This window comes from Acaryochloris thomasi RCC1774, from assembly GCF_003231495.1.
In the GTDB taxonomy this organism is placed as follows: Bacteria; Cyanobacteriota; Cyanobacteriia; order Thermosynechococcales; family Thermosynechococcaceae; genus RCC1774.
On record NZ_PQWO01000022.1, the window covers coordinates 32310 to 58162 of the forward strand.

General features: G+C 51.0%; 24 protein-coding genes. 15 read left to right on the forward strand and 9 right to left on the reverse strand.

The window, feature by feature from the left end:
* Positions 1-70: 70 nt before the first annotated feature.
* Positions 71-2326 carry a glycosyltransferase gene (locus C1752_RS23080; protein ID WP_110988410.1) on the forward strand — a complete coding sequence of 752 codons (2256 nt, stop codon included), beginning with the start codon at positions 71-73 and terminating at the stop codon, positions 2324-2326.
* On the opposite strand, the gene C1752_RS23085 is transcribed toward C1752_RS23080, so the two are convergent.
* The 4 genes from C1752_RS23085 to C1752_RS23100 all read right to left on the reverse strand — a co-directional run bounded on the left by C1752_RS23085 (position 2323) and on the right by C1752_RS23100 (position 7044).
* On the reverse strand, positions 2323-4458 hold the full coding sequence (locus tag C1752_RS23085) for a transglycosylase SLT domain-containing protein (protein ID WP_158535167.1): 2136 nt from the start codon (positions 4456-4458) through the stop codon (positions 2323-2325). The genes C1752_RS23080 and C1752_RS23085 overlap by 4 nt on opposite strands.
* 137 nt (positions 4459-4595) lie before the next feature.
* Positions 4596-4811 carry a hypothetical protein gene (locus C1752_RS23090; RefSeq protein ID WP_146242413.1) on the reverse strand — a complete coding sequence of 72 codons (216 nt, stop codon included), beginning with the start codon at positions 4809-4811 and terminating at the stop codon, positions 4596-4598.
* Between the two features lie 260 nt (positions 4812-5071).
* A complete protein-coding gene (gene serS / locus C1752_RS23095; RefSeq protein ID WP_110988413.1) occupies positions 5072-6349 on the reverse strand; it encodes a serine--tRNA ligase in 1278 nt (425 codons plus the stop codon).
* A 218-nt stretch (positions 6350-6567) separates the two neighbouring features.
* Positions 6568-7044: an MEKHLA domain-containing protein gene (locus tag C1752_RS23100; RefSeq protein ID WP_110988414.1), complete on the reverse strand. Its 477-nt coding sequence runs from the start codon at positions 7042-7044 to the stop codon at positions 6568-6570.
* Positions 7045-7247: 203 nt separating this feature from the next.
* Here C1752_RS23100 and C1752_RS23105 point away from each other — a divergent pair, with 203 nt between their 5' ends.
* From C1752_RS23105 to C1752_RS23120, 4 genes are all read left to right on the forward strand, one after another.
* On the forward strand, positions 7248-9185 hold the full coding sequence (locus tag C1752_RS23105) for a DICT sensory domain-containing protein (RefSeq protein WP_110988415.1): 1938 nt from the start codon (positions 7248-7250) through the stop codon (positions 9183-9185).
* Positions 9186-9317: 132 nt separating this feature from the next.
* The gene (locus tag C1752_RS23110; RefSeq protein ID WP_110988416.1) at positions 9318-9737 is read left to right on the forward strand and encodes a photosystem I reaction center subunit II PsaD; all 420 of its coding nucleotides are present in this window, start codon (positions 9318-9320) and stop codon (positions 9735-9737) included.
* A 103-nt stretch (positions 9738-9840) separates the two neighbouring features.
* Positions 9841-11373 (forward strand): anthranilate synthase component I, encoded by a 1533-nt coding sequence (trpE, locus tag C1752_RS23115; RefSeq protein WP_110988434.1) that lies wholly within the window; start codon positions 9841-9843, stop codon positions 11371-11373.
* A gap of 23 nt (positions 11374-11396) precedes the next feature.
* Entirely contained in the window at positions 11397-11717 is a 321-nt protein-coding gene (locus tag C1752_RS23120; protein WP_110988417.1) for a 2Fe-2S iron-sulfur cluster-binding protein, read from the forward strand.
* A 14-nt stretch (positions 11718-11731) separates the two neighbouring features.
* On the opposite strand, the gene C1752_RS23125 is transcribed toward C1752_RS23120, so the two are convergent.
* Entirely contained in the window at positions 11732-12160 is a 429-nt protein-coding gene (locus tag C1752_RS23125) for an RNA recognition motif domain-containing protein (RefSeq protein WP_110988418.1), read from the reverse strand.
* A 796-nt stretch (positions 12161-12956) separates the two neighbouring features.
* Between C1752_RS23125 and C1752_RS23130 the strand changes: the two genes are divergently transcribed.
* The 3 genes from C1752_RS23130 to cobT all read left to right on the forward strand — a co-directional run bounded on the left by C1752_RS23130 (position 12957) and on the right by cobT (position 15601).
* Positions 12957-13658 carry a Crp/Fnr family transcriptional regulator gene (locus C1752_RS23130; RefSeq protein WP_110988419.1) on the forward strand — a complete coding sequence of 234 codons (702 nt, stop codon included), beginning with the start codon at positions 12957-12959 and terminating at the stop codon, positions 13656-13658.
* Between the two features lie 126 nt (positions 13659-13784).
* A complete protein-coding gene (locus C1752_RS23135) occupies positions 13785-14495 on the forward strand; it encodes a DUF2232 domain-containing protein (protein WP_110988420.1) in 711 nt (236 codons plus the stop codon).
* A gap of 5 nt (positions 14496-14500) precedes the next feature.
* Positions 14501-15601 (forward strand): nicotinate mononucleotide-dependent phosphoribosyltransferase CobT, encoded by a 1101-nt coding sequence (cobT, locus tag C1752_RS23140; protein WP_110988421.1) that lies wholly within the window; start codon positions 14501-14503, stop codon positions 15599-15601.
* Here cobT and rpsU read toward each other — a convergent pair.
* Both rpsU and rbp read right to left on the reverse strand, forming a co-directional pair.
* Positions 15598-15783, reverse strand: coding sequence for a 30S ribosomal protein S21 (gene rpsU / locus C1752_RS23145; RefSeq protein ID WP_110988422.1), 186 nt, complete (start codon positions 15781-15783; stop codon positions 15598-15600). The two genes, cobT and rpsU, sit on opposite strands and share 4 nt — an antisense overlap.
* Before the next feature lie 124 nt (positions 15784-15907).
* Complete coding sequence (gene rbp / locus C1752_RS23150) at positions 15908-16204, reverse strand: RNA-binding regulator (RefSeq protein WP_110988423.1); 297 nt, start codon at positions 16202-16204, stop codon at positions 15908-15910.
* Positions 16205-16691: 487 nt separating this feature from the next.
* On the opposite strand from rbp, the gene dnaG reads away from it, so the two are divergent.
* The 4 genes from dnaG (at position 16692) to C1752_RS23170 (ending at position 20706) form a co-directional block, all read left to right on the forward strand.
* The gene (dnaG, locus tag C1752_RS23155; RefSeq protein WP_110988424.1) at positions 16692-18773 is read left to right on the forward strand and encodes a DNA primase; all 2082 of its coding nucleotides are present in this window, start codon (positions 16692-16694) and stop codon (positions 18771-18773) included.
* Between the two features lie 158 nt (positions 18774-18931).
* A complete protein-coding gene (gene trxA / locus C1752_RS23160) occupies positions 18932-19249 on the forward strand; it encodes a thioredoxin (RefSeq protein ID WP_110988425.1) in 318 nt (105 codons plus the stop codon).
* Between the two features lie 89 nt (positions 19250-19338).
* A complete protein-coding gene (locus C1752_RS23165) occupies positions 19339-19650 on the forward strand; it encodes a DUF6679 family protein (protein ID WP_110988426.1) in 312 nt (103 codons plus the stop codon).
* A gap of 147 nt (positions 19651-19797) precedes the next feature.
* Positions 19798-20706, forward strand: a complete 909-nt coding sequence (locus C1752_RS23170; RefSeq protein ID WP_199464495.1) for a PfkB family carbohydrate kinase — start codon at positions 19798-19800, stop codon at positions 20704-20706.
* Here the strand turns inward: C1752_RS23170 and C1752_RS23175 are convergent.
* Entirely contained in the window at positions 20703-21437 is a 735-nt protein-coding gene (locus C1752_RS23175; RefSeq protein WP_110988427.1) for a TIGR04283 family arsenosugar biosynthesis glycosyltransferase, read from the reverse strand. The genes C1752_RS23170 and C1752_RS23175 overlap by 4 nt on opposite strands.
* Positions 21438-21482: 45 nt before the next feature.
* On the opposite strand from C1752_RS23175, the gene C1752_RS23180 reads away from it, so the two are divergent.
* From C1752_RS23180 to C1752_RS23190, 3 genes are read left to right on the forward strand one after another with little or no spacing between them, the layout of a single operon-like run.
* The gene (locus C1752_RS23180) at positions 21483-22160 is read left to right on the forward strand and encodes a hypothetical protein (protein WP_110988428.1); all 678 of its coding nucleotides are present in this window, start codon (positions 21483-21485) and stop codon (positions 22158-22160) included.
* 25 nt (positions 22161-22185) lie between these two features.
* Positions 22186-22770, forward strand: a complete 585-nt coding sequence (locus tag C1752_RS23185; protein ID WP_110988429.1) for a Uma2 family endonuclease — start codon at positions 22186-22188, stop codon at positions 22768-22770.
* A gap of 14 nt (positions 22771-22784) precedes the next feature.
* Positions 22785-23162: a nuclear transport factor 2 family protein gene (locus C1752_RS23190; RefSeq protein WP_110988430.1), complete on the forward strand. Its 378-nt coding sequence runs from the start codon at positions 22785-22787 to the stop codon at positions 23160-23162.
* 28 nt (positions 23163-23190) lie between these two features.
* Here C1752_RS23190 and C1752_RS23195 read toward each other — a convergent pair whose 3' ends face one another.
* Positions 23191-25422 carry a glycoside hydrolase family 57 protein gene (locus tag C1752_RS23195; RefSeq protein ID WP_110988431.1) on the reverse strand — a complete coding sequence of 744 codons (2232 nt, stop codon included), beginning with the start codon at positions 25420-25422 and terminating at the stop codon, positions 23191-23193.
* Positions 25423-25853 lie beyond the last annotated feature (431 nt).

A 25853-nucleotide genomic window follows, 5' to 3' on the forward strand; every position in this document is an offset into this window, starting at 1 on the left:
ATATCCGGTCATTCACCAAATGACAGCAAAACCAGACATTTCAAGGCACATTCAGAGGCATTTTACGTCGATGGCTCCGTCCCAGCCCCCTCAAGAGAAGCGGATGATTGATGGCCGTCGTTTTAAAAAGCCCCATGCCACAACCCTCGTTCTCCTGGGATCTGCCATTGGCTTTGTGATGCTGATGATTGCCTGGTTCACGGAGGGGGGGCTAACACACAGTTTCTTTCAGGCTATGGCTGCTTGGCAGCAGCATCCACCAGCCTGGCTAGATGTTTCCACTGTACCTGCGGAGCAATTATGGTGGCCCACAGTTAGCTTGATGCTGGTGGTTTTAGGCGTAATGCGCTGCTCTCCGCAGCCCCGGCCCTGGTCTCGGACCATTGTGGTAGGCATTATTCTGGCGCTGACAGTTCGCTATATTCTTTGGCGGCTACTGGCAACGCTCAATGTGACGGATCCGATTAACGGTATTTTCAGCTTAGGACTGCTGGGGGCCGAGCTAATGTTGCTGGGGGCCACGAGCATTCAGCTTTTGCTGGTACTGCGCCACAAAGATCAGAGTCGACGCGCGGATCAGATGGCGGTAGCGGTTCACAACGGCACCTATACGCCCTCGGTTGATGTGTTGATTCCGACCTATAACGAGCCGCTGTTCATTCTGGAGCGAACTTTGGTGGGCTGTCAGGCGATGGCCTATCCCCATAAGACGATTTATCTTTTGGACGATACTGCCCGCCCTGAGGTGGCGGCATTAGCTGAGACATTCGGTTGCCGGTACATTGCTCGATCGGAAAGTGACCATGCTAAGGCGGGGAATCTTAATCATGCAATCGCAACTACCTCAGGTGAGCTACTCCTAGTATTTGACGCTGATTTTATCCCCACAGAAAACTTTCTCCACCGCACGGTTGGATTTTTCCAGACTGATAATATTTGCCTGGTCCAGACCCCTCAGAGCTACTACAACCCTGACCCCGTCTCCCGTAATCTCGGCTGGGCAGACGTGATGAACCCAGACGAAGAAATCTTTTATCGCTACATTCAGCCGATTCGCGGCAGTTCGGGCAGCATGGTCTGTTGTGGCACCTCGTTTGTGATGCGCCGCAGCGCCCTAGAGTCGGTCGGAGGCTTCGTGACCAACTCTTTAAGTGAGGATTATTTCACGGGGATTCGTCTGTCAGCCCAGGGATATGAGCTGGTGTATCTGAGCGAGAAGCTGAGTGCAGGGCTCGCTGCCGAGAATATGGAAACCTTCGCAGGGCAGCGTGCGCGCTGGGCACGTGGAACGCTGCAGGCCTTTTTTATTGACAGCAACCCCCTGACCATACCGGGCCTGACTTGGCTCCAGAGACTAAGTCATTTTGAAGGATTGCTCAATACTCTGAATGCCTTTACGAGACTGTTCTTTTTAATCATTCCGATTATCTATGCGTTTTGGGATTTGGTGCCAATCCGGTTCACTTATCCAGACCTGCTGTATTTTTTCGTGCCTCTTTATCTAGTTCAGCTCTCAGCCTATGCATGGCTCAATGAGCGTTCCCGTTCGGCTCTACTTTCAGATGTGTACTGGCTATCGGTTGCCATACCTCTCAGTGCCACCGTTGTAGCCTCTCTTCTGAGTCCCTTTAGCAAGGGTTTTACAGTGAGTCCAAAGGGTCTTGTTAAAGATCAGGCGTCGTTTAACTGGCGCTTGGCTTGGCCGCTGCTGCTGCTGTTAGCGATCACGCTAATTTCATTTGTCTTGAATCTGAAAGGGCTGATCACGAGGGAGTTACTGCTGGATGTCGCCAGCACCTATCGAGGTTCTAGCATCGGCCTCTTCTGGAGCAGCTATAACCTATTCATGATTGGCGTTGCGCTGCGCAGTTTAGTGGAACGACCCAAAACAGATCCTTACCACTGGTTTAAGTTGCGATGGCCGGTCCAGATTCATTGCGGTGATAACTCTTCTCTCACAGGCGTGACCACACTGGTGTCTGAGCAAGGGGCTGACTTGATGATTGCCAAAACGGATCAGCCTCCGATTGAGCTGCAGACGTCCATGACCCTCAAGATTCCAGATGAGAATCTCGTACTGCAGGGGACCGTCATCAGTAACGAAGTTGAGGGTCAGCAGCAGCACCTACGGCTTGCCTTTGACCTCAGCCAGAGCCAACGGCGTCAGCTTATCCAAGCGCTCTTTTGCCGTCCGGGACGATGGCACTATCGACAAATTCCTGGCGAAATACGGGCAACATGGATTCTGCTGCGGTGTTTAGTCTGGCCGCGTCGATCTCTATTGAAGGAGAATAAAGGGCGAGATCTCGTGGTCGCCCAAAGTTAAGTCTGCTGCTTCTGCAGTTGCTCTGCAATCGCAGGATTGTACAGCCGTAGATAATTCCAGTAATTCTCTAAAACGACTTTGACGTAGGTGTTGGTCTCTGGGAACGGAATCGCTTCGATAAACTCATCTGCGCTGGTGTTAGGGCGCTCTCGTAGCCATTTGGCGACATTGCCGGGGCCAGCGTTGTAACTTGCGATCGCAAGCATCGAATTTTGGTCATAGAGCTGATGGGTATAGTCAAAATAGGCCGTTCCCAGGTTGATATTGTCATCAACATCGGTGATTTCATAGTTCTGCAGCCCAATCTGCTGAGCAGTCTGCTCTGCCGTTGAAGGCAGCACCTGCATCAGCCCCATCGCTCCCGCCACCGACCGGATCTCTGGCTGAAAGCGAGATTCTTGGCGAATGAGTCCCAAAACCATGAGCGAATTAAGGTTGCGTTGTTTCGCCCACTTAGAGACTTCAGGGAAGTAAGCCAGGGGATAGAGCGCCTGCCAAAACCTCGAATCCTGCCGCCATTGTTGATAGAGATCGTTCTGCTCCGGTTCTTCCTGCGCCCGATAGTACAGATTGAGGATCATAAACATGCCCCTCAGATAGTCCCCCGCTTCCACCCGCAGGATCCCGTCAGTGAGCTGTGCTTCAAAAGAACGCTGATCGCGATCTTTAAATTCCCACTGCCAGCGTTCGTAGGCCGTCTGCGATTGGCCCAGCTGATATAGCTCCTGCAGAGCTGGGGAACCATTCGGGAGCGGGAGTTTAGAGGGCGGTCGATTGACCCTCGGCTGCACAGACCGAACCGTGCTGAAATCTCCCACCTTCCAGCCTGCTAGCGATGCGGTACGCCACGTGTAATAGGATTCAGGATGATTTTTCCAAAGGGACTGTGACGCCTCTTTCATAGCATCGGGCTGCTGCAGCCGTTCGCCCCATTTCCCCGCCCAGAAGGTTGCCGGGGCCGCAAGTTCGCTTTCAGAATTCTCCTTTTGCACCTGCAGTGCCCAGTTACGAGCGGCCTTGAGATTCTTCGCCTCAGCCAGTTTTTGAGCCGCGTCCCACCGGAATTCTGCGGCGGCTTCGGTCTGACCATAATCTTTGAGTAACTGCTCCTGGACCTTCGCAGCCTTAGGACTCTGCTGCTCTTTCAACACTCGATGTTTGGCGAGCAAGATTTGGCCAACTCGGTGCGTCTCTTTATTCGCGGTTGCCAGCTTCAAGGCTTGATCAAGCTGAGGCAGACCCGCAAATCCCCTCAACTCCCCTAGCTTGAGCAGGGCTGTTGCGGTTTCTTCGGCATCAGGGTAGTCAGCGATCATCTGTTTATAAGATGCGATCGCACCTTCTTTTCCCCCCGACAACTGCAGGCTTCGCGCCGCTCGAAAAGCCGTTAGAGAATTTTGGGGCGACTGCTCGTAAGCTAAGGCTGCCTGCTTATAGACCTGTCGATCCCAGTAGCCAAAGGCAACCGCCTGCCAATCTTCTGGCTGGAGCTGGTCCTCAAACTCTGTGATCAGTCGCTGTAGATAGCGACCATAGTCAGGGTGCCAGTGACCATATTTTACGATCAGTACCCGCATCTTCACATCTGCAGGGTTAGCCTTGAGCCGCTCCACTGCAGTATCAATAGCCCGAGGATGACTGGGGAATTGCTCAATGATCTGATCTAAAAATTGTGGATCTTGCTGCCCTAAGGCAAACAGAGCCTCCGCTGCCGCCGGCTCCTCCGGCTGTTTGTCTAGAATCTTTTCCCAGATCTCCTGGGCTTTTTCGGTTTCATTAGCAAGGGTATGGGCCTTGGCCTGCAGAACACGCACCTCCCCCCTGAGTACCGAATATTTTTTGTCTAATCCGTCCAGATATTCTAAGGCGGCTTCACCCTGCTGCTGCTCAATCAGATCGGTGGCGAGCAGGTACTTTGCCTGTCTCTTCTCTTTCTTAGATCCCCCTCGGGCAAGCTGCTTAAGCTGGTCGGCTCTAATTTCTGAGGGGAGAGAGGTGAGAGGCGAGATCGCATCACTAACGATCTGGCTAGTTTCCGATATCTGGCTAGGCGATTTTGCGGTGTCTTGGGTGCCACACCCAAGCAATAGAGACGTCCCTAGAACCAAGGAAAGGGTAAGGCGTTTAGACATAGGAAGCTTCGAGTGGGACATAACTGCCGTTGATCTTTTGACTACATAGGCAGCAAGGTTCTGCAGTTTTACCACATTGAGGTGCCTGCCCCGTGATCATTGATGCATGACCCATCACATTCGAGGCAATCTCTTACCTAATCATTCTCACTAGCCGACTCAAATTCACCCGCCGAATCAAAGGTCTCGTGGCAAGACTCCCATGCTTGATGCATCGCCTGCAGTGCCACCGCTAAAGGAACTTGCTGAAGCGTCTGGCCATAGCTCTGATTCAATTCAGAGACCAGCCCCTGAAAAATATCTGAATCTAGGTAGAGCCCCAGACACAACTGACTCCTAGGATCCATCCCCATATACCCCCCTCATCAACTTGTTCTGACAACCTAAGCGATCCTTGATATAAGGATTGAAGGTCACCTACAACTGCCTTTCACTCACCACGGCTAACGCAGCTTAACCAACTGATAAGCCAACTTAGTTTGACATTTTAACTGATTTTAGCGAGAAAAACGCCATTTCTCATTTATAACAACCAGATGCGCTCACCATTGTTTTTTCTCTGAGTAAGGCATCAGAATCCGGTGACAATTGAGGGCTGACGACGGTGAAAAGACTAGAGTTGCTGACGCCCCAGATATGGCTGCAGAACATCTGGAATCTTAACGGTACCGTCGGGCTGCTGATAGTTTTCAAGGATCGCCGCCATCGTTCTCCCCACAGCAAGTCCTGAGCCGTTCAGCGTGTGGATAAACTGAGTTCCCTTCTGCCCCGGTTCCTTGAACCGAATATTCCCGCGTCGAGCCTGAAAATCCAAGAAATTAGAGCAGCTAGAAATTTCACGATAGGTCTCTGCTGAGGGTAGCCAGACTTCTAGGTCGTAGCACTTGGCTGCTGAGAACCCAAGATCCCCAGTGCATAGTTCTAAAACACGATAGGGCAGCTTGAGGGCTTCCAAAATTGCGGCCGCGTCCTGCAGCAGCTTTTCATGTTCCTCAGCAGAGGTCGCTGGATGCACAAACTTCACCAGCTCCACCTTATTAAACTGATGCAGGCGAATCAGACCGCGCGTATCGCGTCCGTAGCTGCCGGCCTCTCGACGAAAACAGGGGGTGTAGGCGCAGTGAGCGATCGGTAGCTGATCCGTCGTCAAGATCTCATCTCGGTAGAGATTCGTGACCGGAACTTCGGCAGTGGGGGTTAGCCAGAGGTCATCGTCTTCACACTTGAAGCTATCCTCGGCAAACTTGGGGAGCTGCCCTGTCGCGGTTAGGGACGCACTATTAACCAAAAACGGCGGAATAACCTCGGTGTAGCCTGCCTCGATCTGCCGGTCGAGCATGAACTGGATTAGCGCTCGCTCTAAAGCTGCACCTGATCCCACCAGCGTTACAAAGCGGCTTTGGGCCACCTTTACCGAGCGTCCAAAGTTTAAAATGCCAAGCTGCTCACCAATTTCCCAGTGGGGCAGCAGTTCTTGGGTCGCTGGAATATATTCGTCGCCCCAGCGTTTGATCTCAACGTTCTCGGTTTCATTCTCACCGACGGGCGTGCTGTCGCTGGGCAGGTTCGGAATCGTGAGGATGAACTGTTCGATCTTTTCTTTAAGATCGCGCTCTTGCGGCTCTAGGTCATTGAGCGTGTTTTTGACCTGACTTCCTTCATCTCTGAGTGCTTTAATTTCAGAGCCTTTGGGATCTGCTCCCCCCTTGATCTGCTGACCGATGGCTTTGCCGATTTCATTGCTGCGGGCCTGGAGTTGCGATCGCTCTGTTTCTAACCCTCTCTGCTTCTGATCTAGATCGAGCAAAGACTGCAGATCGTAGTCTCCACGGCGGCTAAGACGCGCCTTGAATGCTTCTGGATTTTCCCGTAGCTGTTTAAGATCAATCACGCTTCTAAATCAGGACCAACAATGAATCTTTTACATGCGACCCTATGCTTCAATCTTCAGTCTTCAGCTTTGAGGGAAAACTAAAGATCTTGAAGTCCCCCAAATTGGGGGATTTAGGGGGCTAGCGCAAAATCTAAGCCATTCATGCAGAAAGTCTAGTGTACTAGGATATCTCGGATGATCCGTCTCAGACAGAATCTCACTTATAAATCCGGGGTTCAGTCAGACTCAAGCCACATCCAGTCAGAGAACTTAGCCGCCTGCCCACAGCGATCGCCCGCTTCATCTAGCACATCCCAAATCGTGGCGTTCTCAATCAAGAAACGTCGACCGGTGCGAGTGATTCGAATCCCTCGATAATTTTCAATGCAGCCAGCGGCGGTGGCCTGCGTCAATTGCTGAGCCCGAGCCTGACGCTCCGTGGGTTCTGCCGTTAATCGAGAAGGCATCCGTGTGAGCTGCTCCCAGTCCGTCTGCCAAAGGTCCAGCGCGGCTTGATTGCCGTAGTTCAAAATCGGATCGGCCTCCAGGCCGTGAGAAAGCAAAACAAAAGGAGCTACAAACATTTGGTGGGCCATTGCTGTAGCCTCTGCCGCTGGCACCAGTTGGCCTCCAGTCCAGTGATGAAAACTATGGGCCAAGCGCTGACTGTGGTAAACGACAGATGGTCGTTGCCAAGGTGGGTGGATATCCATGGATGCGAGTTATAACATACCGTTACAAACTATCCCCCCCTAAGGGATTTAGATTACGTCGGAGGGTGGGGAATCTAGTACGCTAGGAGAAAGACCTCTGAGCATTTATGCCACTCCGCTGGGATAGGGGGTTATTTCTGAGAGTGAAACAATGCAGACGCGGCATCGATGGCGGCGGCTGTATTGGATAAAAGGGCACATTCATGATTATTGCCACTTCCGTACTCCAAATGCTGCTGGATGCTCAGCCCCAGCTTCGGCCACAAATTTACTTTAAATCTTCTTTGACCGCCTTGTCTCACGCCATGGAAGACCAGGTGCTTGCCAGTACCGATGACTTCCCTCTAGTGATTGCTTGTTTTCAGCGGGAGCGGTACTACCGTCAAGAAGCCCATCGCTACCTACGAATTGCTCAACGTTCGAAGCAGGTGTACGTGCTGGCGGCTCCAGATACGGAGTTCAAGAATGCTTCTGGCCCTTATGAGTCCATCGCTTTTGAGCCTGAGGATGGCTTAAGCCAAGAATGGCATTTGGTGGTAGTTGGTCAGCAATATGCAATTTCTCTGCTGTGTCGAGAATTGCCAACGGTCGATGATCCGAAGCTCTCTTCCATGGATCAGGCGCGTCGCTTTGAGGGAATCTGGACGTTCGATCGCCAAGTAACCTGTCAGGCAGCTCAACTGATGCTGGAGCGCATTAGCCACTATCGGCCCAAGTTAAAGTCCAAAATCAAGCAGGCTCTTGCTCAGTTAGATGGAGAGACTGACAACGGCTTCAATAACATTGATCCGGCTCCCTTTGCCGATCGGCTCGTCACCTATTTACAGGCAGGGCAGTATCGACAGCAAAAGGCCTATCGCCAAATTGCGACTCAAGAACGCAAAGAGCGGTTGGTGAACTCCATGACCACAACGATTCGCCGCTCCCTAAACTCTGAGCAGGTCTTGCAGGCGGCGGTACAGGAGTTAGGAACTGCACTCAACAGTCACCGCTGCATTATCTATCAGTGTCAAGAGCAGGATGAGGAAGCCCAGGTTCAGTATGAGTTCACGGGGCCAAAGCAGGTGTCTTTGCTGTCCCAGGCTTGGTCTCTGCAACATAACCCGTGGTTTCAGACGGTGGCTGAGCGTCAAGAGCGGGTCTACGTTGAAGATGTGCCCTCTCATTTATCTAAGAATAAGTTCCTCAAGGCTCAGATGAAGCAGGCTCAGCTGCGATCTTTATTGATGGTGCCGGTGCTCTATCAAGGACATTTGCTGGGTATGGTGGAACTCCATCATGCAGAGATCTATACCTGGAGTGAGTCGGAAATCTCGATGGTAGATGCGATCGCATCTCAAGTCGGCGTTGCCCTAATTCAGTCCCAATCCTTCACCGACCTCGAGACCCTCAACCAGCAGCTAGAGGGACTCGAACGCACACGCAGCAACCTAATCGCCATTACCGGCCATGAACTAAGGACACCGCTTTCTACCATTCAAGTGTGTTTAGAGAGCCTTGCCAACGAACCCGACATGCCGGACGAGCTGCAGCAGGTGATGCTGAGTACAGCCCTGTCCGACGCCGAACGGATGCGCAAGCTGATCCAAGACTTTCTGACCCTATCTCGCCTAGAGAGTGGCCGCGTCAACTCGAACCCCGAACCTCTAGCACTGCAAGAGTGCATCGACTTAGCCCTCAGCCGTGTGCGGACGCATCCTACAGAGACAAGGTCCCCTACCATTGCAGTCGAACTCCCTACCGACTTGCCCCTCGTGAAGGCCGACGGCGAATGGCTCGTAGAAGTGCTCGCCAAGCTCCTAGACAACGCTCGCAAGTTCACCCCTGCCGAGGGACAGATCACTCTGGCTGCTGAGCCACTCACGGAGCAAATGTTAGAGGTAAGCGTTACCGATACCGGACGAGGGATAGAAGCTGACCGATTGGAAACCGTATTTGATCGTTTTTACCAAGAAGAAGGTGCATTGAGGCGCACGACTGGTGGAACAGGCTTAGGGCTGGCAATTTGTCGGCAAATTGTTCAGAATCTAGGCGGCGAGATTCGTGCCACATCTCCAGGCAAAGATCTGGGCAGCACCTTCTATTTCACACTCCCGATTGCATTGGGAGCGCCATCGAAGGTCACCAAACGTCGTCGTTGACCCAAAGACCACCTGAAGAACTGTTACAGTTCCTCACAAACTTGATAAAACTGCACATTGGCGATGATACGATCCCCGTAGTTATCAAGACTTTGGTACCCCGAACAAGACCATAATTGGGAGAAAAAATTAATGGCAGAAACACTGACTGGACAAACGCCTTTGTTCGGTGGCAGCACAGGTGGCTTGCTGTCGATGGCTGACACAGAAGAGAAATATGCCATCACTTGGACAAGCCCTGAGGAGAACGTTTTCGAGATGCCCACTGGCGGATCGGCAACCATGCACTCCGGTGAGAATTTGCTGTATTTAGCCCGCAAAGAGCAGTGCCTTGCCCTTGCCTATCGTCAGCTCCGCGCCCAAAAGATCAAGGACTATAAGATTTACCGGGTGCTACCCGGCGGCGAGACCTCTCTTCTCCATCCCTCAGATGGTACTGCCCCTGAGAAGTCTACCGAAGGCCGAGCGCAGGTTGGCAAGGTTGACCGCAAGATTGGCGACAATCCTAACCCGGCTTCCATTAAGTGGTCAGACAAAGAAGCCTACGATTAATTCGAGTCGGCTACTGCCGCATCTTCACTTAGCCATTCGCTAAGCTTTTAACTTGAGCCTCCTTGGGGCTCAAGTTTTTTCAGTACCTATGGGGGTCGAGTTCATGATTTTCCCTGACTTTTCACAGTTTGAGACCCTGGCTCAGCAGGGTAATTTTGTTCCCGTTTATCGAGAGTGGGTCGCAGATTTAGACACCCCCGTCTCTGCCTGGTACCGTGTTTGTGCCGATGCACCCTACAGCTTTTTGCTAGAGTCCGTAGAGGGCGGAGAGCATTTAGCCCGCTACAGTTTTTTAGGCTGCGATCCTCTATGGGTACTTGAGACCCGCGGCGATCAAAGTACGCAGCTCCATCGTCAGGGCACTCAGGAGACCTTCGCCGGCAACCCTCTAGACGTCCTTGCCAATTGTCTAGCTCCCTACAAACCTGTAACGCTGCCTGAGCTACCGCCGGGGATTGGTGGACTGTTTGGGTTCTGGGGCTATGAGATGATCCGCTGGATGGAGCCGCGCGTGCCGATCCACCCGGCTCAGGAGACCGATCTTCCAGACGGCGTCTGGATGCAGGTGGACCAGCTCCTAATTTTTGATCAGGTGAAGCGCAAGATCTGGGCAGTCGCCTATGCCGACCTGCGAGGCGCAGAAAATCTCAAGGAAGCGTATTCGAAGGCTTGCGATCGCGTCAATCAACTCGTCAAAAAGCTACAAACCCCTCTAGACCGTCAATCTATAGAGCTGCTGCATAAAACACCCCAGAACCTAACAGCGCCCCACTACACCAGTAATGTCACCCGAGATCAATTCTGCCAGCAGGTCGAGCGGGCGAAGGACTACATCAAAGCTGGCGATATCTTTCAGGTGGTTCTATCTCAGCGCCTCACCATTGACTATGCAGGCGATCCCTTCAACCTCTATCGCTCGCTGCGATTAGTTAATCCATCCCCCTATATGTCTTACTTTCAGTTCAAAGACTGGCAAATCATTGGCTCCAGTCCTGAAGTGATGGTTAAGGCCGAACATTTAGGCGACTCGGATGGATCGTTGCAGGCCACCGTGCGGCCCATTGCAGGCACCCGACCTCGGGGCAAAACAGTGCAGCAAGATCGGGCTTTTGAACAAGATCTGCTGCAGGATCCAAAAGAAATTGCTGAACATGTCATGCTTGTAGACCTAGGGCGTAATGATCTGGGGCGCGTCTGCGTCAAGGGCAGTGTTCGCGTCAGCGACCAGCAAATGATGGTAATCGAGCGTTATTCTCACGTCATGCACATTGTCAGCAATGTCATAGGCCAGCTCGACCCATCCAAAACAGCCTGGGAACTGCTTAAGGCATGCTTTCCCGCAGGCACCGTCAGCGGAGCACCCAAAATTCGAGCAATGGAGATTATTCACGAACTCGAAGGCTGTCGTCGCGGACCCTACTCCGGCATCTATGGATATTACGACTTTGAAGGGCAATTAAATACTGCGATCGCGATTCGGACCATGGTTGTGAGAGGAAACAATCCCCATCACGTTACCGTACAGGCAGGCGCAGGACTGGTTGCCGACTCAGACCCCAATCGTGAGTATGAAGAAACCCTCAACAAAGCAAATGGCCTGCTAGAGGCCATCAATATCCTGAGTTCTCAAAGATAAACAGCATCACCTCGGACAAAATAATGACCCACTATCAGGTTCGATTCCTAAATCCCGAACAAGGGATTGATCAGACCCTCACCATCCCCGAAGATCAGTACATTCTAGACATTGCCGAAGACGCCAATCTGAGACTGCCCTCTGGGTGCCGCCAAGGAGACTGCTCCGCCTGCATTGCCAAGCTCATCAGCGGCAAAGTTAATCAAAGCGAACAAAAGTTTTTGAGCATTGAGGAGCAAGAGGCAGGATATACCGTAACCTGTGTGGCCTACCCCCAATCAGACTGCACCCTCGAAACCCACCAGGAGAAAGGACTGTATAGCTCAGCCCTCTACCAGTCATAGACTGATTCGTTAACCTATGACTGAGTCTGCGCGACCAGCAGCTCCTTTAGCTTTTCTAGCTCGTCGGCCCAACGTGGATCAGGCTGAACGGACTTGGGCTGGGCATTAGAATTCGCGTTCCGCGCCTTGCCCTTGCCGCCACGCTGACTATTGCTTGGACGACCAGAGCCACCAGCGTCTTCAGCAGGGCTGGCCTTGGGCAAAGCTTTCTCAATCTTGAGAGCACTATCATTAAAAACATGACCGTTGAACTTTTCGATCAGCTGGTCAGCCTGCTCCTCAGTCTCAACAGTGACAAATCCAAAGCCTCGGCATTTGCCTGTCTTGCGATCAGTCACAACCTTCGTTGAAGTCGAATCGCCACCTTCTTGAGCAAACAGAGCCTCCAGCTCTTGGCGGTCTAGCTCTTTGGGCAAATTACCGACGTAAAGACGGATGGACATGAAAACTACCTCCAAAATAAGATATCAACAAACTTTATTTCAAACCAGCGGGTCAAAACTTAAAAATTCCAGCAACAGTCAAAAAATGCATAGCCCAAGCAGCGACAACAGACGATGAGTATTCCTGACCGCCACTGTCGAACATGCATCCCGGCATGCTCCCCGGAAAAGGCCAACAAACCTGTATCAATCTAACGGAAAAAGCTTTGGAACACCCTTCCTCCAAAGCTTGAGCACAGAACCCTAAGCTATACATCCGTGCTCAATGACAGCGACAACAAACCAAACATGCTAGCGCTAACCCATGACTTCATGACACAAGACAACTTAAATGCCCCAACCCTGGCAATAGTACTAGTGAAATTCTGATATCAAGTATTTCGCCGATCAATTAATGCTGCCGTACAGAGATAAGCGCCAATAGCAATTTCCAAGTCACTTTTAACGGTAACATGGTCCCTGCTGATCAAACACAAATCTTCCTACAAGACTTTTGCAAACTTGCGCGACTAATCTTCGATATCAACAAGCTCTCAAAAAAAGCAGCCACAAGACTGTGGCCGCTTAAGATTGCTGTGTCGAAAAAAGATAGACGCTGATTTTGGAGACAAAAGGCTACAAAGAAGAACTAGTCTTTCCTTGTAAAGGAATGTAACATACCTTGTTTAACGACTGCAACTTTTCTTAGTATTCGCATTGCTGGAGGAACTTTGTTTGCTATGGTTGCCACATCGACTGCTGACGCCATCCTATAGCTGGGCGAGCATTGAGCTTATCTCAAGAGTGACACGTTGACATGGAAGATCGGCAAAGTTCCCGCGATGTAAACCTTAAGGCCCTACTGCGCTCAACTCCTTTTTTTGCAGACTTGCCTGATGCAGTGGTAGATCAGGCTGTAGCTCACGTCGTAACTCGAGAGCATCCGGCCAACCGCGTCATTCTTCTCGAGAATGACTGGGGTAGCTCGGTCTATTTTATTCTCAGTGGCTGGGTAAAAATCCGCACTTACAATATTGACGGCAAAGAAGTCACGCTCAATATTGTGGGCAAAGGAGAGGTTTTTGGCGAAATGGCGCCTTTAGATGAAGTACCGCGCTCCACAGATGTCATTACCCTCACCCCTGCCATGGTCGCGAATTTACCCGCTAACGACTTCGTGACGCTCGTGCAAACTCAGCCACAGGCAGGCATTCGTCTAGCGAAGCTCATGGCCCGTCGTCTGCGCCAGCTTAACCGACGCCTAAGGCTACGCGAATCGGACAGCACTTCACGAGTTGCCGATATTCTGCTGTTTCTAGCTGAAGGCCAAGGTAAAGAAAGTCAGGGCGGCATTGAAATTCCTAATTTGCCCCATCGGGAGCTCAGTAGCCTGAGCGGCATGGCTCGAGAGACGGTGACCCGCGTTTTAGGTAAACTCGAAAAGAAAGGACTAATTCTGCGTGATAATGATACCCTCTGTATCGTGGACGTTGATGCCTTAGAAAACTTACTGCTGTGATCGCGCTCGCAGACGTTCTATTCCTTTCAGGGTCGGGCCTGTGACACCACCGTTCTCAATAAGTCCAGCAAAAGCTCTACACTCGGTCATCAATATTATTTTCGTTTTTTTTGCTAACGGTTAATCATGCCTGAGCCTTTGTCATCTTCTGAGCTAGATGAATTCACCGTTGGTCCACCTGCCGAGAAGAACGTGCCGTCCTCTCGGCATTTAATTGCAGGTCCACTAATGATGGTGGAGACTGCTTTCTTGGCGAGTACCACGGCCTTAATTTGGCTGATTAACTACTACATCCCCACGGGGCCATTGCTGCGGATGTTTTTTCCGATTCCGGTGGCGTTGGCTTACCTACGCTGGGGCAAACGAGCCGCCTGGATGACGGCTTTTGTGACCTCTTTATTGGTTTCTGTACTCATGGGACCACCCCGGAGTATTCAATTCCTGATGCCTTACGGCGTGGTTGGAGTCCTGCTGGGGGGGCTATGGCGACGACGAGCACCGTGGTCTATCTCAATGGGTTGGGGTGTTTTGACCATGGCTGCTGGCCTCTTCTTTCAGGTAGGCGTGGTCTCACTGCTAGTCGGCACAAACCTGTGGCTCTACCTTAACCGCCAAGTTTTGGGGTTTCTAGATTGGCTGTTTATTAAGCTAGGGCTTTTAATTCAGCCTGATATTATCGTTGTGCAAATAGGTGCTGTAGGGCTTGTCTTTTTAAATGCAACCCTTTATTTGCTGCTGGTACATTTAGTTGCCTGGCTACTTTTAGAGCGCTTGGGCAACTCAATTCCAGATCCGCCCAAGTGGCTGCAGATTCTGCTGGACTATCAAGAAGAGTAGTATCAATGATTCGGGTCTATACCCAACAGCAGCAGGGAGAGCGGTGGCTTCAGCGCTATCGGGGCTGTGCCCCGGTATTTGTCTGTGTACTAGGATTCACTGAGACTGCCTTGCTGCCGGGCATTTCGGCAGCAGGCACGACACCCCAGGCTCGGCAGTATACGGCAATCGCAGATGCTGAGTTTCTAGTGAACGGGCCTTGTCCAGATGTCCAGTATCCACTTCCACCACTGGAACAGGGGGCTTCACCGGTATTTATCTCTCGGGCTGTGCTCAATGGTCAGCAGATTAAACCGCAGATTTTCAATGCTGGACTACCCATTCCCCCTAGCGTTAAGCATGTTGATCTGCAGGGCCAGCCCGCTCGTTGTCTATCAACAGGCACAGCATTACCCCTCAATATCGTAGAAGCACTCTGGCAACAGGGACTGCAGTGGGGGCAAAAACTCGCGGTTCCGGGCCGCTACATTATTTGTGCTGAGTGCGTGGTGGGAGGGACGACGACAGCGCAGGCGGTTGTGACAGGATTGGGGTTTCTGGTTTCGGGGAAGATCAACAGCAGTCATCCAGTCTGTAACCACGCTCAAAAGCAGAAGCTCGTTCAAGCTGGGCTGCAGGTTGCCGATCTTTCCTCCAGTGACCCCATAGGTCTAGTCGCAGCAGTAGGAGACCCAATGCAAATTGTAGTGGCTGGCATGATGATTGCAGCTAGCCAGACATGTGGGGTACTGCTAGCAGGCGGAACGCAGATGCTAGCGGTTTATGCTCTAGCTCGCTCGATCGCTAGCTCCCAACGCATAGCCTGGAATCCTGAGCAGGTCGTAGTGGGCACAACACGCTGGGTTGCGGAAGACCCCTCTGGAGACACGGTAGGGTTGGCCAATTTGATTGGTGCAGTTCCCTTGCTGGCGGGTCAGCTTGACTTCTCCAAATCAAAGTACCCCCAACTTCGAGCCTATGAACAAGGCTATGTCAAGGAAGGTGTGGGGGCTGGGGGCTGTGCCGCTGTCTCACACCTCTACAAGGGCTGGCACTCAACTGAGCTACTCAGCGAGATCGAAGCTCTACTGGCACAGCAAAATATGATGAGGCCGTCGTTGGCCTAGTTTCTGCGCATTCTGCGCTTTCTGCGCTTTGCGATCGCTTTACGCTTTTTCTTCTCTAGGGGTGTTTCAAAGTGGCGATGCTTTCGCATATCGGGAAAGATACCGGCCTTAGACACAGTGCGCTTAAAACGCCGTAGTGCCGATTCAATTCCTTCGCTTTCACCAACAATAATTTGGGCCATCCGGTCACCTATCTTGTAGTAAATGAATAGCGTTACCTAGCCTTAGTTCTCTGGGTAACGCTAAAAAAGAGCAGACTCGCTGTCTGCTCTAGAGACTTTATAAAAAATCTGGCTTTACATCGCCTTAGTAGGAGCGATTGTTGCCACCCCAACCACCGCCAGCAGCAGGCTTGCGATCTTGGCGGGGACGCGCTTTATTGACCTTGAGGTCACGCCCCATCCACTCTGCACCATCTAGAGCCTCAATGGCAGCATCTTCCTCTGCTTCAGACTCCATCTCAACAAAGGCAAACCCACGGGGCCGACCCGTTTCACGGTCTGTAGGAACCTTAACATTTTTAACTGTCCCATACTCTTGAAAGACCTGATTTAGGTCGTCCTGAGTAGCATCGTAGGACAGATTCCCAACATAAACTGACATCAAACAAACTCCAGAATCGGAAAAAGGTAGAGGGTTAGATTCGGAGAGACGTCTATTCAACGAGCTTCAAAACCGAAAATAATTCCTTATTAGTTAGAACCTAGCATAATACAAGCTAGAGAAGACATATTACCGTGTTCTGCTTCCCTGTTCAACTGCCTTTCTTCTGAAGGTTTGCAAGTAACCGTGTCTACCAAGTTTTTCCAAGCGAGATTTGGCGCTCTGAGCTTAGACTCTAAGTGCCATGAGGTTAGGCTTTGCAGTCGTTGTTGATCCGATATCTTTTTGCATCATCTGGTGCGACTTGATTAACGATAAAGATCATTTACACTGGGACAAATATTAAGAGTGACGTCGGCGACAAATGGCAATCAGTCCATCCCCTGTGATGTCTCAAAGCGCTACATCGTTTTTGGTGCTGATCTTAGCCTGGTATTCGCTGGTTGCTTCTGCTCTAGGACGACGACAGGAACGGTATCCTTGAGCTATGGATATTCCCCGCATACATCCTGACACGATTGAGCAGGTTCGCCAGTCTGCTGACATCACTGATGTGGTTTCAGAGCATGTGGTTTTGCGTAAACAGGGCCGCAATCTCGTCGGATGCTGTCCCTTTCATGACGAAAAAACACCTAGCTTTAGCGTTAGTCCTGAAAAGCAGTTTTACTACTGTTTTGGTTGTGGCGCTGGGGGCAATGCCTTTAAGTTCCTAATGGAGTTGGAGAAGCGCTCCTTTGCCGAAGTGGTATTGGGGTTAGCCCAGCGCTACGATGTCCCAGTTCAGACCCTGGCGAAAGCTGAAAAGCAGCAGCTCGACCGCAAGCTATCGCTACGGGAGCAGCTTTACGAGATTTTGGCGATTGCCTGTAGCTTCTATGAACACACGCTACGTCAGCCCCAGGGGCAGTTTGCACTCAGCTATGCCCGCCAGACGCGGCAGTTAAGTGAAGAGACAATCCAGCAGTTTCAGATGGGCTACGCCCCAGCGGAGTGGCAGGGCCTTTACCAGCATCTTGTCGGAGACAAGAAGTTTCCAGAGGCTTTGGTAGAGCAGGCGGGCCTGATCGTACCCCGCAAGTCAGGGGAGGGATATTACGATCGATTCCGAGATCGCTTGATGATTCCGATTCACGATCATCAAAGTCGCGTGGTGGGGTTTGGAAGTCGGACGCTAACAGGAGAAGAGCCCAAATATCTCAACTCTCCAGAGACGGAGCTATTTAATAAGGGTAAGCTGCTGTTTGGGCTTGATAAGGCTCGTAAAACAATTGTCAAAGACGATCGGGCCATTGTCGTTGAGGGCTACTTTGATGTGATTGCCCTCCATGCGGCAGGGATTACGAATGCGGTGGCCTCTATGGGGACGGCGATCAGCGAGCATCAGGTAAAGCAGTTGCTGCGCTATACCGACTCCAAGCGGATTGTTCTTAACTTTGATGCGGATGCTGCCGGGGGAAAGGCTGCTGAACGTGCCATCTCTGAGGTTGAGGCTTTGGCCTATCGTGGTGATGTTCAGCTCAGGGTTCTCAATCTACCCAACGGTAAAGATGCCGATGAGTTTCTGCTGCAGGCAAGTCGGGAGGATTATAACCAGCTGGTAGAGGCCGCTCCGCTGTGGCTAGATTGGCAGATTCAGCGGGCAATTGCAGGTCAAGATCTGCAGCAAGCTGATCAGTTCCAGGCTGCAATCCAAATCATTGTTGAACTGTTGGGCAAACTTCCCAACGCGGCGCTGCGGACTCACTACATTCACAATTGTGCTGAACTCCTCAGTCAGGGGGAGTCTCGACTGGCACTGCAGCTGGAAGAGGCCCTACGGCAGCAGGTACGAGGGCAGCGGTGGCTGGGACGTTCAGAAAAGTGGCAAAGACCTGCAGACTACACGCTGCGGGAGGCTGCAGAGGCCCAGCTACTAAGAATTTATCTTCACCGGCCCCAGCAGCGCGCCACCGTGCGTGAAGCGATGAAAGATCGAGATGTAGAGTTTAGTTTTTCCCATCATCGATTTCTCTGGCGACAGATTTTGGCATTAGAGGAGGAGGCCATCCAAGCTAATCCTGAGCACTATGCGTCTCATCCTGGAGTGACACCGATCCCCGAGTCGTTGGATCTAATTGCGGCGGTGCAAGATCTCTGTACAACCTTTACGGATGAGCTGAAGCAGATCTATCACCTGATTCAACTCAATGAAAAAACGGAGTTAGATTTGCTAAGGCCAAACCTCTCGATTCGGGCGGCGTCTGCTGGGCTAGAGCGCATTGCCTGTGAAAAGCGATGTCGCCATTTGCTGCAAATGTGGGAGTCAGCCCTCAAGTCTGCTAAACGAGAGCTAAAGGGAAAACAAATTCTAAATGCTTATCTGCAGCACATTCAGCAGATGATTGATGATGAGTCTGAACATGCTCAGACACTACTAGATGAAGAAAGCTACTGTTTGCAAGAGCTAGAAGATATTCGGCAACTGTATTATCAAGAGAAACGCTACTTAGACAAGCTGGATCAGCAACGATGCATCACCATGAATGATCTAACAGAGGTGGTCATTGAGCACAATCTCCATCTCAATTGAGGATTCTGGTGCTGATTGACTCAAAAATCTGAATTTAGATAACAATCGGGGCGCTGTAGTCTTAAGAAATCACGAATCAATTCTATATTTGCGGTGAAGTTGATTTTCTGCGCCTAGAATTAGAGTTAAAGGTATACCTAACGCCACCGGGAGAGTTCATGGCTACTCAGAAACAGTTTAAGAGCTTTGAGGAGATGCTGTCTGCATCCGAGACACCGCTACTGGTTGATTTCTATGCAGATTGGTGCGGTCCTTGCCGGATGCTAGCGCCGATTTTAGATCAGGTGCAGTCAATGATGAAGCACCAAGTGCAGGTGGTGAAGATTGATACGGAGCGGTATCCCAATTTAGCAAGCAAGTATAGCGTCCATGCGCTGCCAACTCTGGTACTCTTCAAGCAAGGTGATCCGGTGGAGCGTTTGGAGGGCGTGATGCCCGCTGAAGATATCGTGAATCGGCTACAGGCTTTTGTGTAAAGGTTATGCTGGTGGGTAGAATTTGCGGATTATTGACTCTTTGCAGATCCTTTGATGGCTACAGACTCTATGTTTAGGAGAGGCTACCGATGCTAAGTCGCAAGATCTATCAACTCCATACTGATGGCCAAGACGTTTGGATCTTCTTGCGAGACCAGCAACGATGGTTAGAACGCGCGCGCATTATCGATGTTGAGGGGGATTTGCTGACGCTGCGCTACGAGACTGAAGAGGAGGATGAGATTTGCTCTTGGGAAGAAATCATCCGGATTGAAAGTGTAGGGGCCATTACCCGTAAGCTTGCGTCAGTGCCGAAGGGTGAAGCTGACCTCTTGGTCTCGGAGGACTGTCCTGAGGCTGAGCAAATCAGAGAATCACATCCAGACTCAAATACTGATTAAAGGGTTTTAGACCCATTCGAAGTCTTTTGAAGATTGTCAGCCTGAGATTTCTGAAAGGTTGGAGTCTGGCGTGATTCATTTATCAATTGCGCAGACAATGTCTGCGCAATTTGTTTGGCACCTCTCAATTTTGGCGAAGGGGTTTAGATGAGCGTTGTAGGTGACAAAATCTTAGGGTTATTTATTGGCCTCTCAACGTTGGATTTCATATATTTAGCTGAGGGACCGCCCCAGGCAAACCAAAAGGTTGTGGCGCGAGAAAGCGCGATCTCATCTGGTGGTCCGGCAACCAATGCTGCCGTCACCTTTGCTCACCTCGGTAATCAAGCCCAGCTCCTCACCGCAATGGGAACTCATCCAATGACCCAGTTAATGCGGTCTGACTTGGAAGAGGTAGGGGTTGCGATGGCCGAAGGCCGGTCATTGACCATCGCAAATCTAACGCCATCCCAAGTCCAATCCCCTGCTATTTCTTCGATCATCGTTACTGAATCTACTGGGGAGCGAGCCATCATCTCTCTCAACGCCCAACGTCAGCAGGCTCAGCCAGAGCAAATTCCACCGGAGGTTTGGGAACGGCTCGACGCCACTAAGATTATTTTGATTGATGGCCACCAGATTGATATTAGTGTTGCAATCTCAGCTCAAGCAACCAACATCCCCATTGTTTTAGATGGTGGAAGCTGGAAGCCAGGGCTAGAGAACGTGCTGCCCTACGTTCACTACGCCATTTGCTCAGCCAACTTCTATCCACCCGGCTGCTCAAAGACCGAAGCCACCATCAAGTATCTACAGGATCGATTGCCCCAACCTACTCGGATTGCCATCACGCAAGGCGACCAGCCGATTCTCTACCGGGACGGAAAAATAGAGGGCACCATTCCCGTACCGGACATCACTCCAGTGGATACTCTAGGAGCCGGAGACGTTTTCCACGGTGCCTTTTGTCACTTTATTTTGTCCCATGCTTTCCCTGAGGCACTCGCGCAGGCAGCGCAGGTGGCCGCCACCGCCTGCCAGTCTTTCGGCACCCGTGCTTGGCTTCAGGAACACTAGCGAATCTCAGCATATAGCCTCTTCAGTCTCGTTGCCGAGACGCCAAAGGCCCAGAGAAGCCCCACAGTCAGATAGATGGCATTGGCCTTGAGTGCCCCCAGATGGGCAACACGCCGATCAGAAGCCTGTACAACTCGATTGACCAAGCGCATCCGCCCGTAATGGGTAATCCGCTGGCAAAAGTCTGACTCTTCCATAATGGGCATGTCGGCATCGAAGCCGCCGCAGTCCCAGAAGGGCTGCTGTCGACAGAAAATAACCTGGTCACCAAAAAACAGGCGCATCCCTTTGCCAAAGAAAAGGTGGGGGCGAAAGAAAAGAGGCCCCCAATAGGTTTTGAGAAAATTTTGCAGCGTTACCCCCCAGCAAATTGTTTTTAGCCCTGTCATCACTGAAATAAAAGCACCACAAATGACCTGAGAGTTGCTCAGTACCGCTTGAATCACAGCAATGAGATCATCAGGCACCAACGTATCGGCATGGAGGAAGCAAAGCACCTCTCCACTTGCGGCCTGGGCTCCCAAGTTCATCTGCATCGATCGTCTCGCCTGGGGAGCAGAGAGAACAGTCACCTCAGGAACCTGCGCGATGGCTAAAGTGTCATCTACGCTACCGCCATCGACAATAATGATGTCAGCGGCAGGGGGATCTAGTTGCTCTAAACAGCGCAACGTTCGAGCGAGGTAATCCGCTTCATTCAGAGTGGGAATGATGATAGAAACGCTGAGCATAGAGCCAGTAACTAAATTGAAAGCTGAGTAAGAGAACACGTTCGAATGATAAAGCCATCTGTGAGGGTTACGCCCTTAATATTGCTGCTGAGCGCAGCTCTGCTCGGGGCATGTAGCCCTGTCACTGAGTCCCGCTCTGATGGAACAGCCCAAGCTTCTGATAAAGAAGAAAAGCCAGGCAAGGTTCTACAGCCCTTTGAATCAATTTCGGGCACTCCTTACTTAGTCGCCAACATTACTCAAGCCGACTGGGGTGGATCTCGCTCAGGCTCTTCGGGGTCTTATAAGCGCAGGGCTGGGGACATTCATAATCTTGTATTTCTCGATTCTGGCTCTCTAGCGTCCCACCGTTTATTTGAGACCAATCAGTACAACATTCTTGAGGCCAAGCAGTATTCATTGAGCAATCCAAATCCTCCGGCGAAAAAGAATGAGAAGATCGCTCGGTTTGTCTATCAAGTCTTCAAGCAAGATACAAATGAAGATGATTATCTCGGCGGCGTAGACCATCGCACCATTGGTATTTCGGATGCTTTTGGCAAGCAGTATGTTGAAGTGCTGACCGATATCAGTCAGCTTCTGAATCTAAAGCCGCTCAGCTCTAATCGGCTGCTGGCGGTCTACGTCAAGGCGGGGCAGAAAACGGCTAGCATTATTGATCTTGAGCAAAGGGTTGTCGTGAAGACAGATGCGATCGCAACTCTAGGCCCTGACGTACAGTAACGATTAGATCCAGTACCATCGTTATATGGTTAGCTCCCCCCCCATCCGTCTCCCTAAAACGCTGCGAGTCACAGACGAGCAGTTCTCTGACTTCGTTGTGGCCAACCCTGACCTGCGACTAGAGCGCACCGCGACTGGAGAACTGATTGTTATGCCGCCCACCGGTAGCGAAAGTGGAAACTACAACTTTGAGCTAAATACCGATCTAGGAATTTGGAACCGTCAGGCCCAACGTGGCAAAGCCTTTGATTCATCGACAGGATTTCGGCTCCCCAATGGAGCCACCCGCTCTCCTGATAGTGCATGGGTCACGAATGAACGCTGGGAGAAGCTGACACCACAGCAACGGAAAGGCTTTGCTCCACTTTGCCCAGATTTTGTACTGGAATTAGCCTCTGAAACCGATAATCTCGATACTCTGCGCCAAAAAATGCATGAGTATATCGGCAATGGCTGTCGTCTTGGCTGGCTGATTATTCCCAAAACGAAACAAGTCGAGGTTTATCGGCCAGAACAGGCTCCTGAAGTCCTCCAGTCTCCAACCTCTGTGTCAGAAGAAACCGTGTTACCGGGGTTTACGCTTAACTTACGAACTATTTTCGGAACTTAAAAGCGAGGACTCCAATGCAGCTTGCACAGACAGACCTTGCACAGCTACAGGAGCTAGAAGAGTGCTTATGGCGCTCAGACACACGGTTTGATCACGAGTTCATGGATCAAACCTTAGCTCCAGATTTTTTCGAGTTTGGCCGTTCTGGCCGTACCTATCGTAGAGAAGACACCTTGGGCGCTCCGGCTCAAACGATTCATGCAGTTTTGCCACTTAGAGACTTTGCCATTCAATTGGTAGAGGCCAATGTTGCTCTTGTGACTTATCGCAGTGAGGTGACCTACGGAGACGTCGTTGAACATGGCCGCAGAAGCTCTATCTGGTCCAAATCCACACGAGGATGGCAGCTAAGATTCCATCAGGGCACTCCAATCCCTCCTGAGATACTCTAGGGAACTACAATCAGTAACCTTTGTGACGTTAGGGAACCTGCAGCGGAATACATGAGTTCTCTGGAAGATACTCCACAAAAGAACCATCTTTAGCCAAAATCGCGACTAGCTCCATGTGCCAGTCCGGTTCAACATGCAGATCTTTCCAAGGCACTGCAAGTTCTAAACATTGATCTAGTCCGATCTGGATTTCTTGAGGGATCGGGTACCAGGGCTGCTCACCCCCTGCCACCTGCAGCAATGCCTCGCTTTTAAGAAGGTCAATCTTAAGGTGATGGTGAAACAAATAATTGAGCGGAGCAGTATCGGGCTTTTTCGTCAGCGGCACCGCACTGTTGTGCATCGTTTGCCCAGGGTAATACCAGAACAAATGCAGTTCCGGCGGGGAATCAACCCCTAGTTTTTTGCCCACCTGACAGTCAAATCGCAGGTAGAAATTAAGGTGATCAAGACCATACCAAAGCCGCTGCACCACGCTACTTTTGTGCATTGTGCCCCGCGCGCCAGCCACCGTAATCCGCCCAGCATGATCCCAATCCTGTTCATCAGCGACCCCATCAATTGTGGGGTGAATAAACCCTTGGGGCTGATGGTCAAGGAGCGGTTGATGATCTTCTAAGGGATGCTGCAGTATCTCAGGAACTGGTTCATTTAAGGCTTGATATAGCGCCGTCAGATGTTCTCGAAAAAGCTGATCAAACATGGCGTCATGATTAGAAGAATGGCCTTCGCCAAACCACCAGAACCAGTCTGAGCCTTCTGCGGCAAACAGCGCTTCCCAGGCTTCAGGATTTTTCTCCTCCGTCGCTTCGGGATGGTAAGCCAGGGTCTGCCTCGCATCGGTGAGTAAATCCCAGGCCCGATTTTTAATTGGGTCACCAATCCAGGTCGTAAAGCTGCCGTCAACCCAGGAGCCACTATGCAATTCCTGGGCTGGTAGAGTTTCCCGCGCCGGGAATTTATCGAGATATTCAGAGACGGTGACCAGATTAATGTCATTGCGATCGCTTAACTGGCTGTACAGGCTTTCTAAAAATGGGAGTCCATCCTTAGGATAAAACTCCCAACAGTTTTCGCCATCGAGAGCAATGGTGACCAGCCAGGGTTGAGCGAGATCGTTGCCATCTTCAGACTGGCGAGAGCTTAGGGTGGTTGCGATCGCATCTAGATGTCCCACCAAATCAGAAGCCGCCTCCTGCGGATCCATAGCGCTATAGGTAAAACCCACCAAATCTGACAGGCGATGATCTCGGAACACAATCGATAAATCTCCCTGCTCAGTCTCTAAGCGATAGGGCTGATAAAGAATCTCAGGTTCACAGACATTCCCCGATTCATCGCGGTGGAAAAAGTGCTCTTTCGTCCATCCCAGCACAGCTTCATCAGAACAGAGCCACTGGAACCCTTGCTTAGCAGCGTAGGGCAACATCTCAGGGCTAACGGACTGCTCAGAAGGCCAGAGACCGCGAGGTGCCTGTCCAAACCGGCTGAGATACTGATCCCAAGCTCGCTGCAGATGTCGAGGAATGTCACTGGCCCATTGAAACTGACTCTGGGGCAGCTCCATATGCGGGACTGCGACCCGACCCGAATTGGTGTCAGCCAAGAGGGGCAAGATTGGGTGTGTATAGGGAGAGGTAATCACCTCAAGCTGTCCCGTCTCCTGCATTTTTCGGTGTTGGGGCAAGATACGTCCGAGAATCTCTTGATGCTTGGCAATGATTTGCTGACGATCGGTTAAAGAAAAATCGCGCCCCTGTTCTAACCACTTAGAAATCGCTGGATCATCCCAAAAGAGCGGATCGATCCACGCAAGATTATGCCAAGCCATCAGGTCACTATAGTCCTGTGGTTTCCAGTTCTCTAAACACCAGGCCTCACCTTGCTCTTGATGCTGATTGTATAGCTCTGCATAGCGCGGATGAGGATCGATGAGGGTTTGATGGTTAGCATCAAAGAAATGTCTCAGAATGAACTGCTGCTGTTCTGAAGATAAATTTTCGGTTGTTTGTAAAGAAGCCGCGAGGTAGGGATCCTCTGCGGTGCCTGCAGCATAGTCTTCAATCTGGGCGATCAGCGAGGGAACTAGATTCACTGTTTGGTGCAGCTTGGGATAGCGTTCTAGCAGCAGTACCAAATCTAGATAATCTTTAGTACCGTGAAGCCGCACCCAAGGCATCCGATACTGACCGGTAACCCGACTTTTGTATAGGGGTTGATGCTGGTGCCAGATAAAGGCGACATATAGGGGATGGGGCATAATATCTCAGTTTTTGATCTCTGGATTATCAGCAAAGGAAGGTAATTCCATTGACCGGACTGAACTTTCTCTCCATAAAACTAATCGCCAATATTTACTCGGCCTCAGGCAGCCGTTTCAGGTCCGTCAGAACTAAGCATAAACACAACTGACTTTTACTGCTAATAGCAATTAATGCTCAACCAATCATAAGAATTGATGGGTAATGCTGCAGTACTTGTACTTACTGTTTTTCACATCTCCCTACATAGCAAAATCCCGCACTCAGCTGAGGGCGGGATTTCATCAATCACTATCTAATTACCGAGAGAACTAAAGTTGTCCCATTAGAAGGTCGTGATTAGCCGTTGATGACTGGAGCAGTCAGAGCAACAGTTGTAGATTCCATGGAAGCTAGGTCCAGAGGGAAGTTGTGAGCATTGCGCTCGTGC

Excerpts from the sequence above, each read along its gene's own strand:
- cobT (WP_110988421.1), top strand. The coding sequence starts at position 14,501 with ATGATTCGGGTCTATACCCAACAGCAGCAGGGAGAGCGGTGGCTTCAG.
- C1752_RS23110 (WP_110988416.1), top strand. The coding sequence starts at position 9,318 with ATGGCAGAAACACTGACTGGACAAACGCCTTTGTTCGGTGGCAGCACA.
- C1752_RS23170 (WP_199464495.1), top strand. The coding sequence starts at position 19,798 with ATGAGCGTTGTAGGTGACAAAATCTTAGGGTTATTTATTGGCCTCTCA.
- C1752_RS23125 (WP_110988418.1), bottom strand. The coding sequence starts at position 12,160 with ATGTCCATCCGTCTTTACGTCGGTAATTTGCCCAAAGAGCTAGACCGC.
- C1752_RS23105 (WP_110988415.1), top strand. The coding sequence starts at position 7,248 with ATGATTATTGCCACTTCCGTACTCCAAATGCTGCTGGATGCTCAGCCC.
- C1752_RS23090 (WP_146242413.1), bottom strand. The coding sequence starts at position 4,811 with ATGGGGATGGATCCTAGGAGTCAGTTGTGTCTGGGGCTCTACCTAGAT.
- dnaG (WP_110988424.1), top strand. The coding sequence starts at position 16,692 with ATGGATATTCCCCGCATACATCCTGACACGATTGAGCAGGTTCGCCAG.
- C1752_RS23165 (WP_110988426.1), top strand. The coding sequence starts at position 19,339 with ATGCTAAGTCGCAAGATCTATCAACTCCATACTGATGGCCAAGACGTT.
- C1752_RS23180 (WP_110988428.1), top strand. The coding sequence starts at position 21,483 with ATGATAAAGCCATCTGTGAGGGTTACGCCCTTAATATTGCTGCTGAGC.
- C1752_RS23190 (WP_110988430.1), top strand. The coding sequence starts at position 22,785 with ATGCAGCTTGCACAGACAGACCTTGCACAGCTACAGGAGCTAGAAGAG.
- C1752_RS23085 (WP_158535167.1), bottom strand. The coding sequence starts at position 4,458 with ATGTCTAAACGCCTTACCCTTTCCTTGGTTCTAGGGACGTCTCTATTG.
- trxA (WP_110988425.1), top strand. The coding sequence starts at position 18,932 with ATGGCTACTCAGAAACAGTTTAAGAGCTTTGAGGAGATGCTGTCTGCA.
- rbp (WP_110988423.1), bottom strand. The coding sequence starts at position 16,204 with ATGTCAGTTTATGTTGGGAATCTGTCCTACGATGCTACTCAGGACGAC.
- C1752_RS23120 (WP_110988417.1), top strand. The coding sequence starts at position 11,397 with ATGACCCACTATCAGGTTCGATTCCTAAATCCCGAACAAGGGATTGAT.
- rpsU (WP_110988422.1), bottom strand. The coding sequence starts at position 15,783 with ATGGCCCAAATTATTGTTGGTGAAAGCGAAGGAATTGAATCGGCACTA.
- C1752_RS23080 (WP_110988410.1), top strand. The coding sequence starts at position 71 with ATGGCTCCGTCCCAGCCCCCTCAAGAGAAGCGGATGATTGATGGCCGT.
- C1752_RS23185 (WP_110988429.1), top strand. The coding sequence starts at position 22,186 with ATGGTTAGCTCCCCCCCCATCCGTCTCCCTAAAACGCTGCGAGTCACA.
- C1752_RS23135 (WP_110988420.1), top strand. The coding sequence starts at position 13,785 with ATGCCTGAGCCTTTGTCATCTTCTGAGCTAGATGAATTCACCGTTGGT.
- C1752_RS23130 (WP_110988419.1), top strand. The coding sequence starts at position 12,957 with ATGGAAGATCGGCAAAGTTCCCGCGATGTAAACCTTAAGGCCCTACTG.
- C1752_RS23195 (WP_110988431.1), bottom strand. The coding sequence starts at position 25,422 with ATGCCCCATCCCCTATATGTCGCCTTTATCTGGCACCAGCATCAACCC.
- C1752_RS23100 (WP_110988414.1), bottom strand. The coding sequence starts at position 7,044 with ATGGATATCCACCCACCTTGGCAACGACCATCTGTCGTTTACCACAGT.
- C1752_RS23175 (WP_110988427.1), bottom strand. The coding sequence starts at position 21,437 with ATGCTCAGCGTTTCTATCATCATTCCCACTCTGAATGAAGCGGATTAC.
- trpE (WP_110988434.1), top strand. The coding sequence starts at position 9,841 with ATGATTTTCCCTGACTTTTCACAGTTTGAGACCCTGGCTCAGCAGGGT.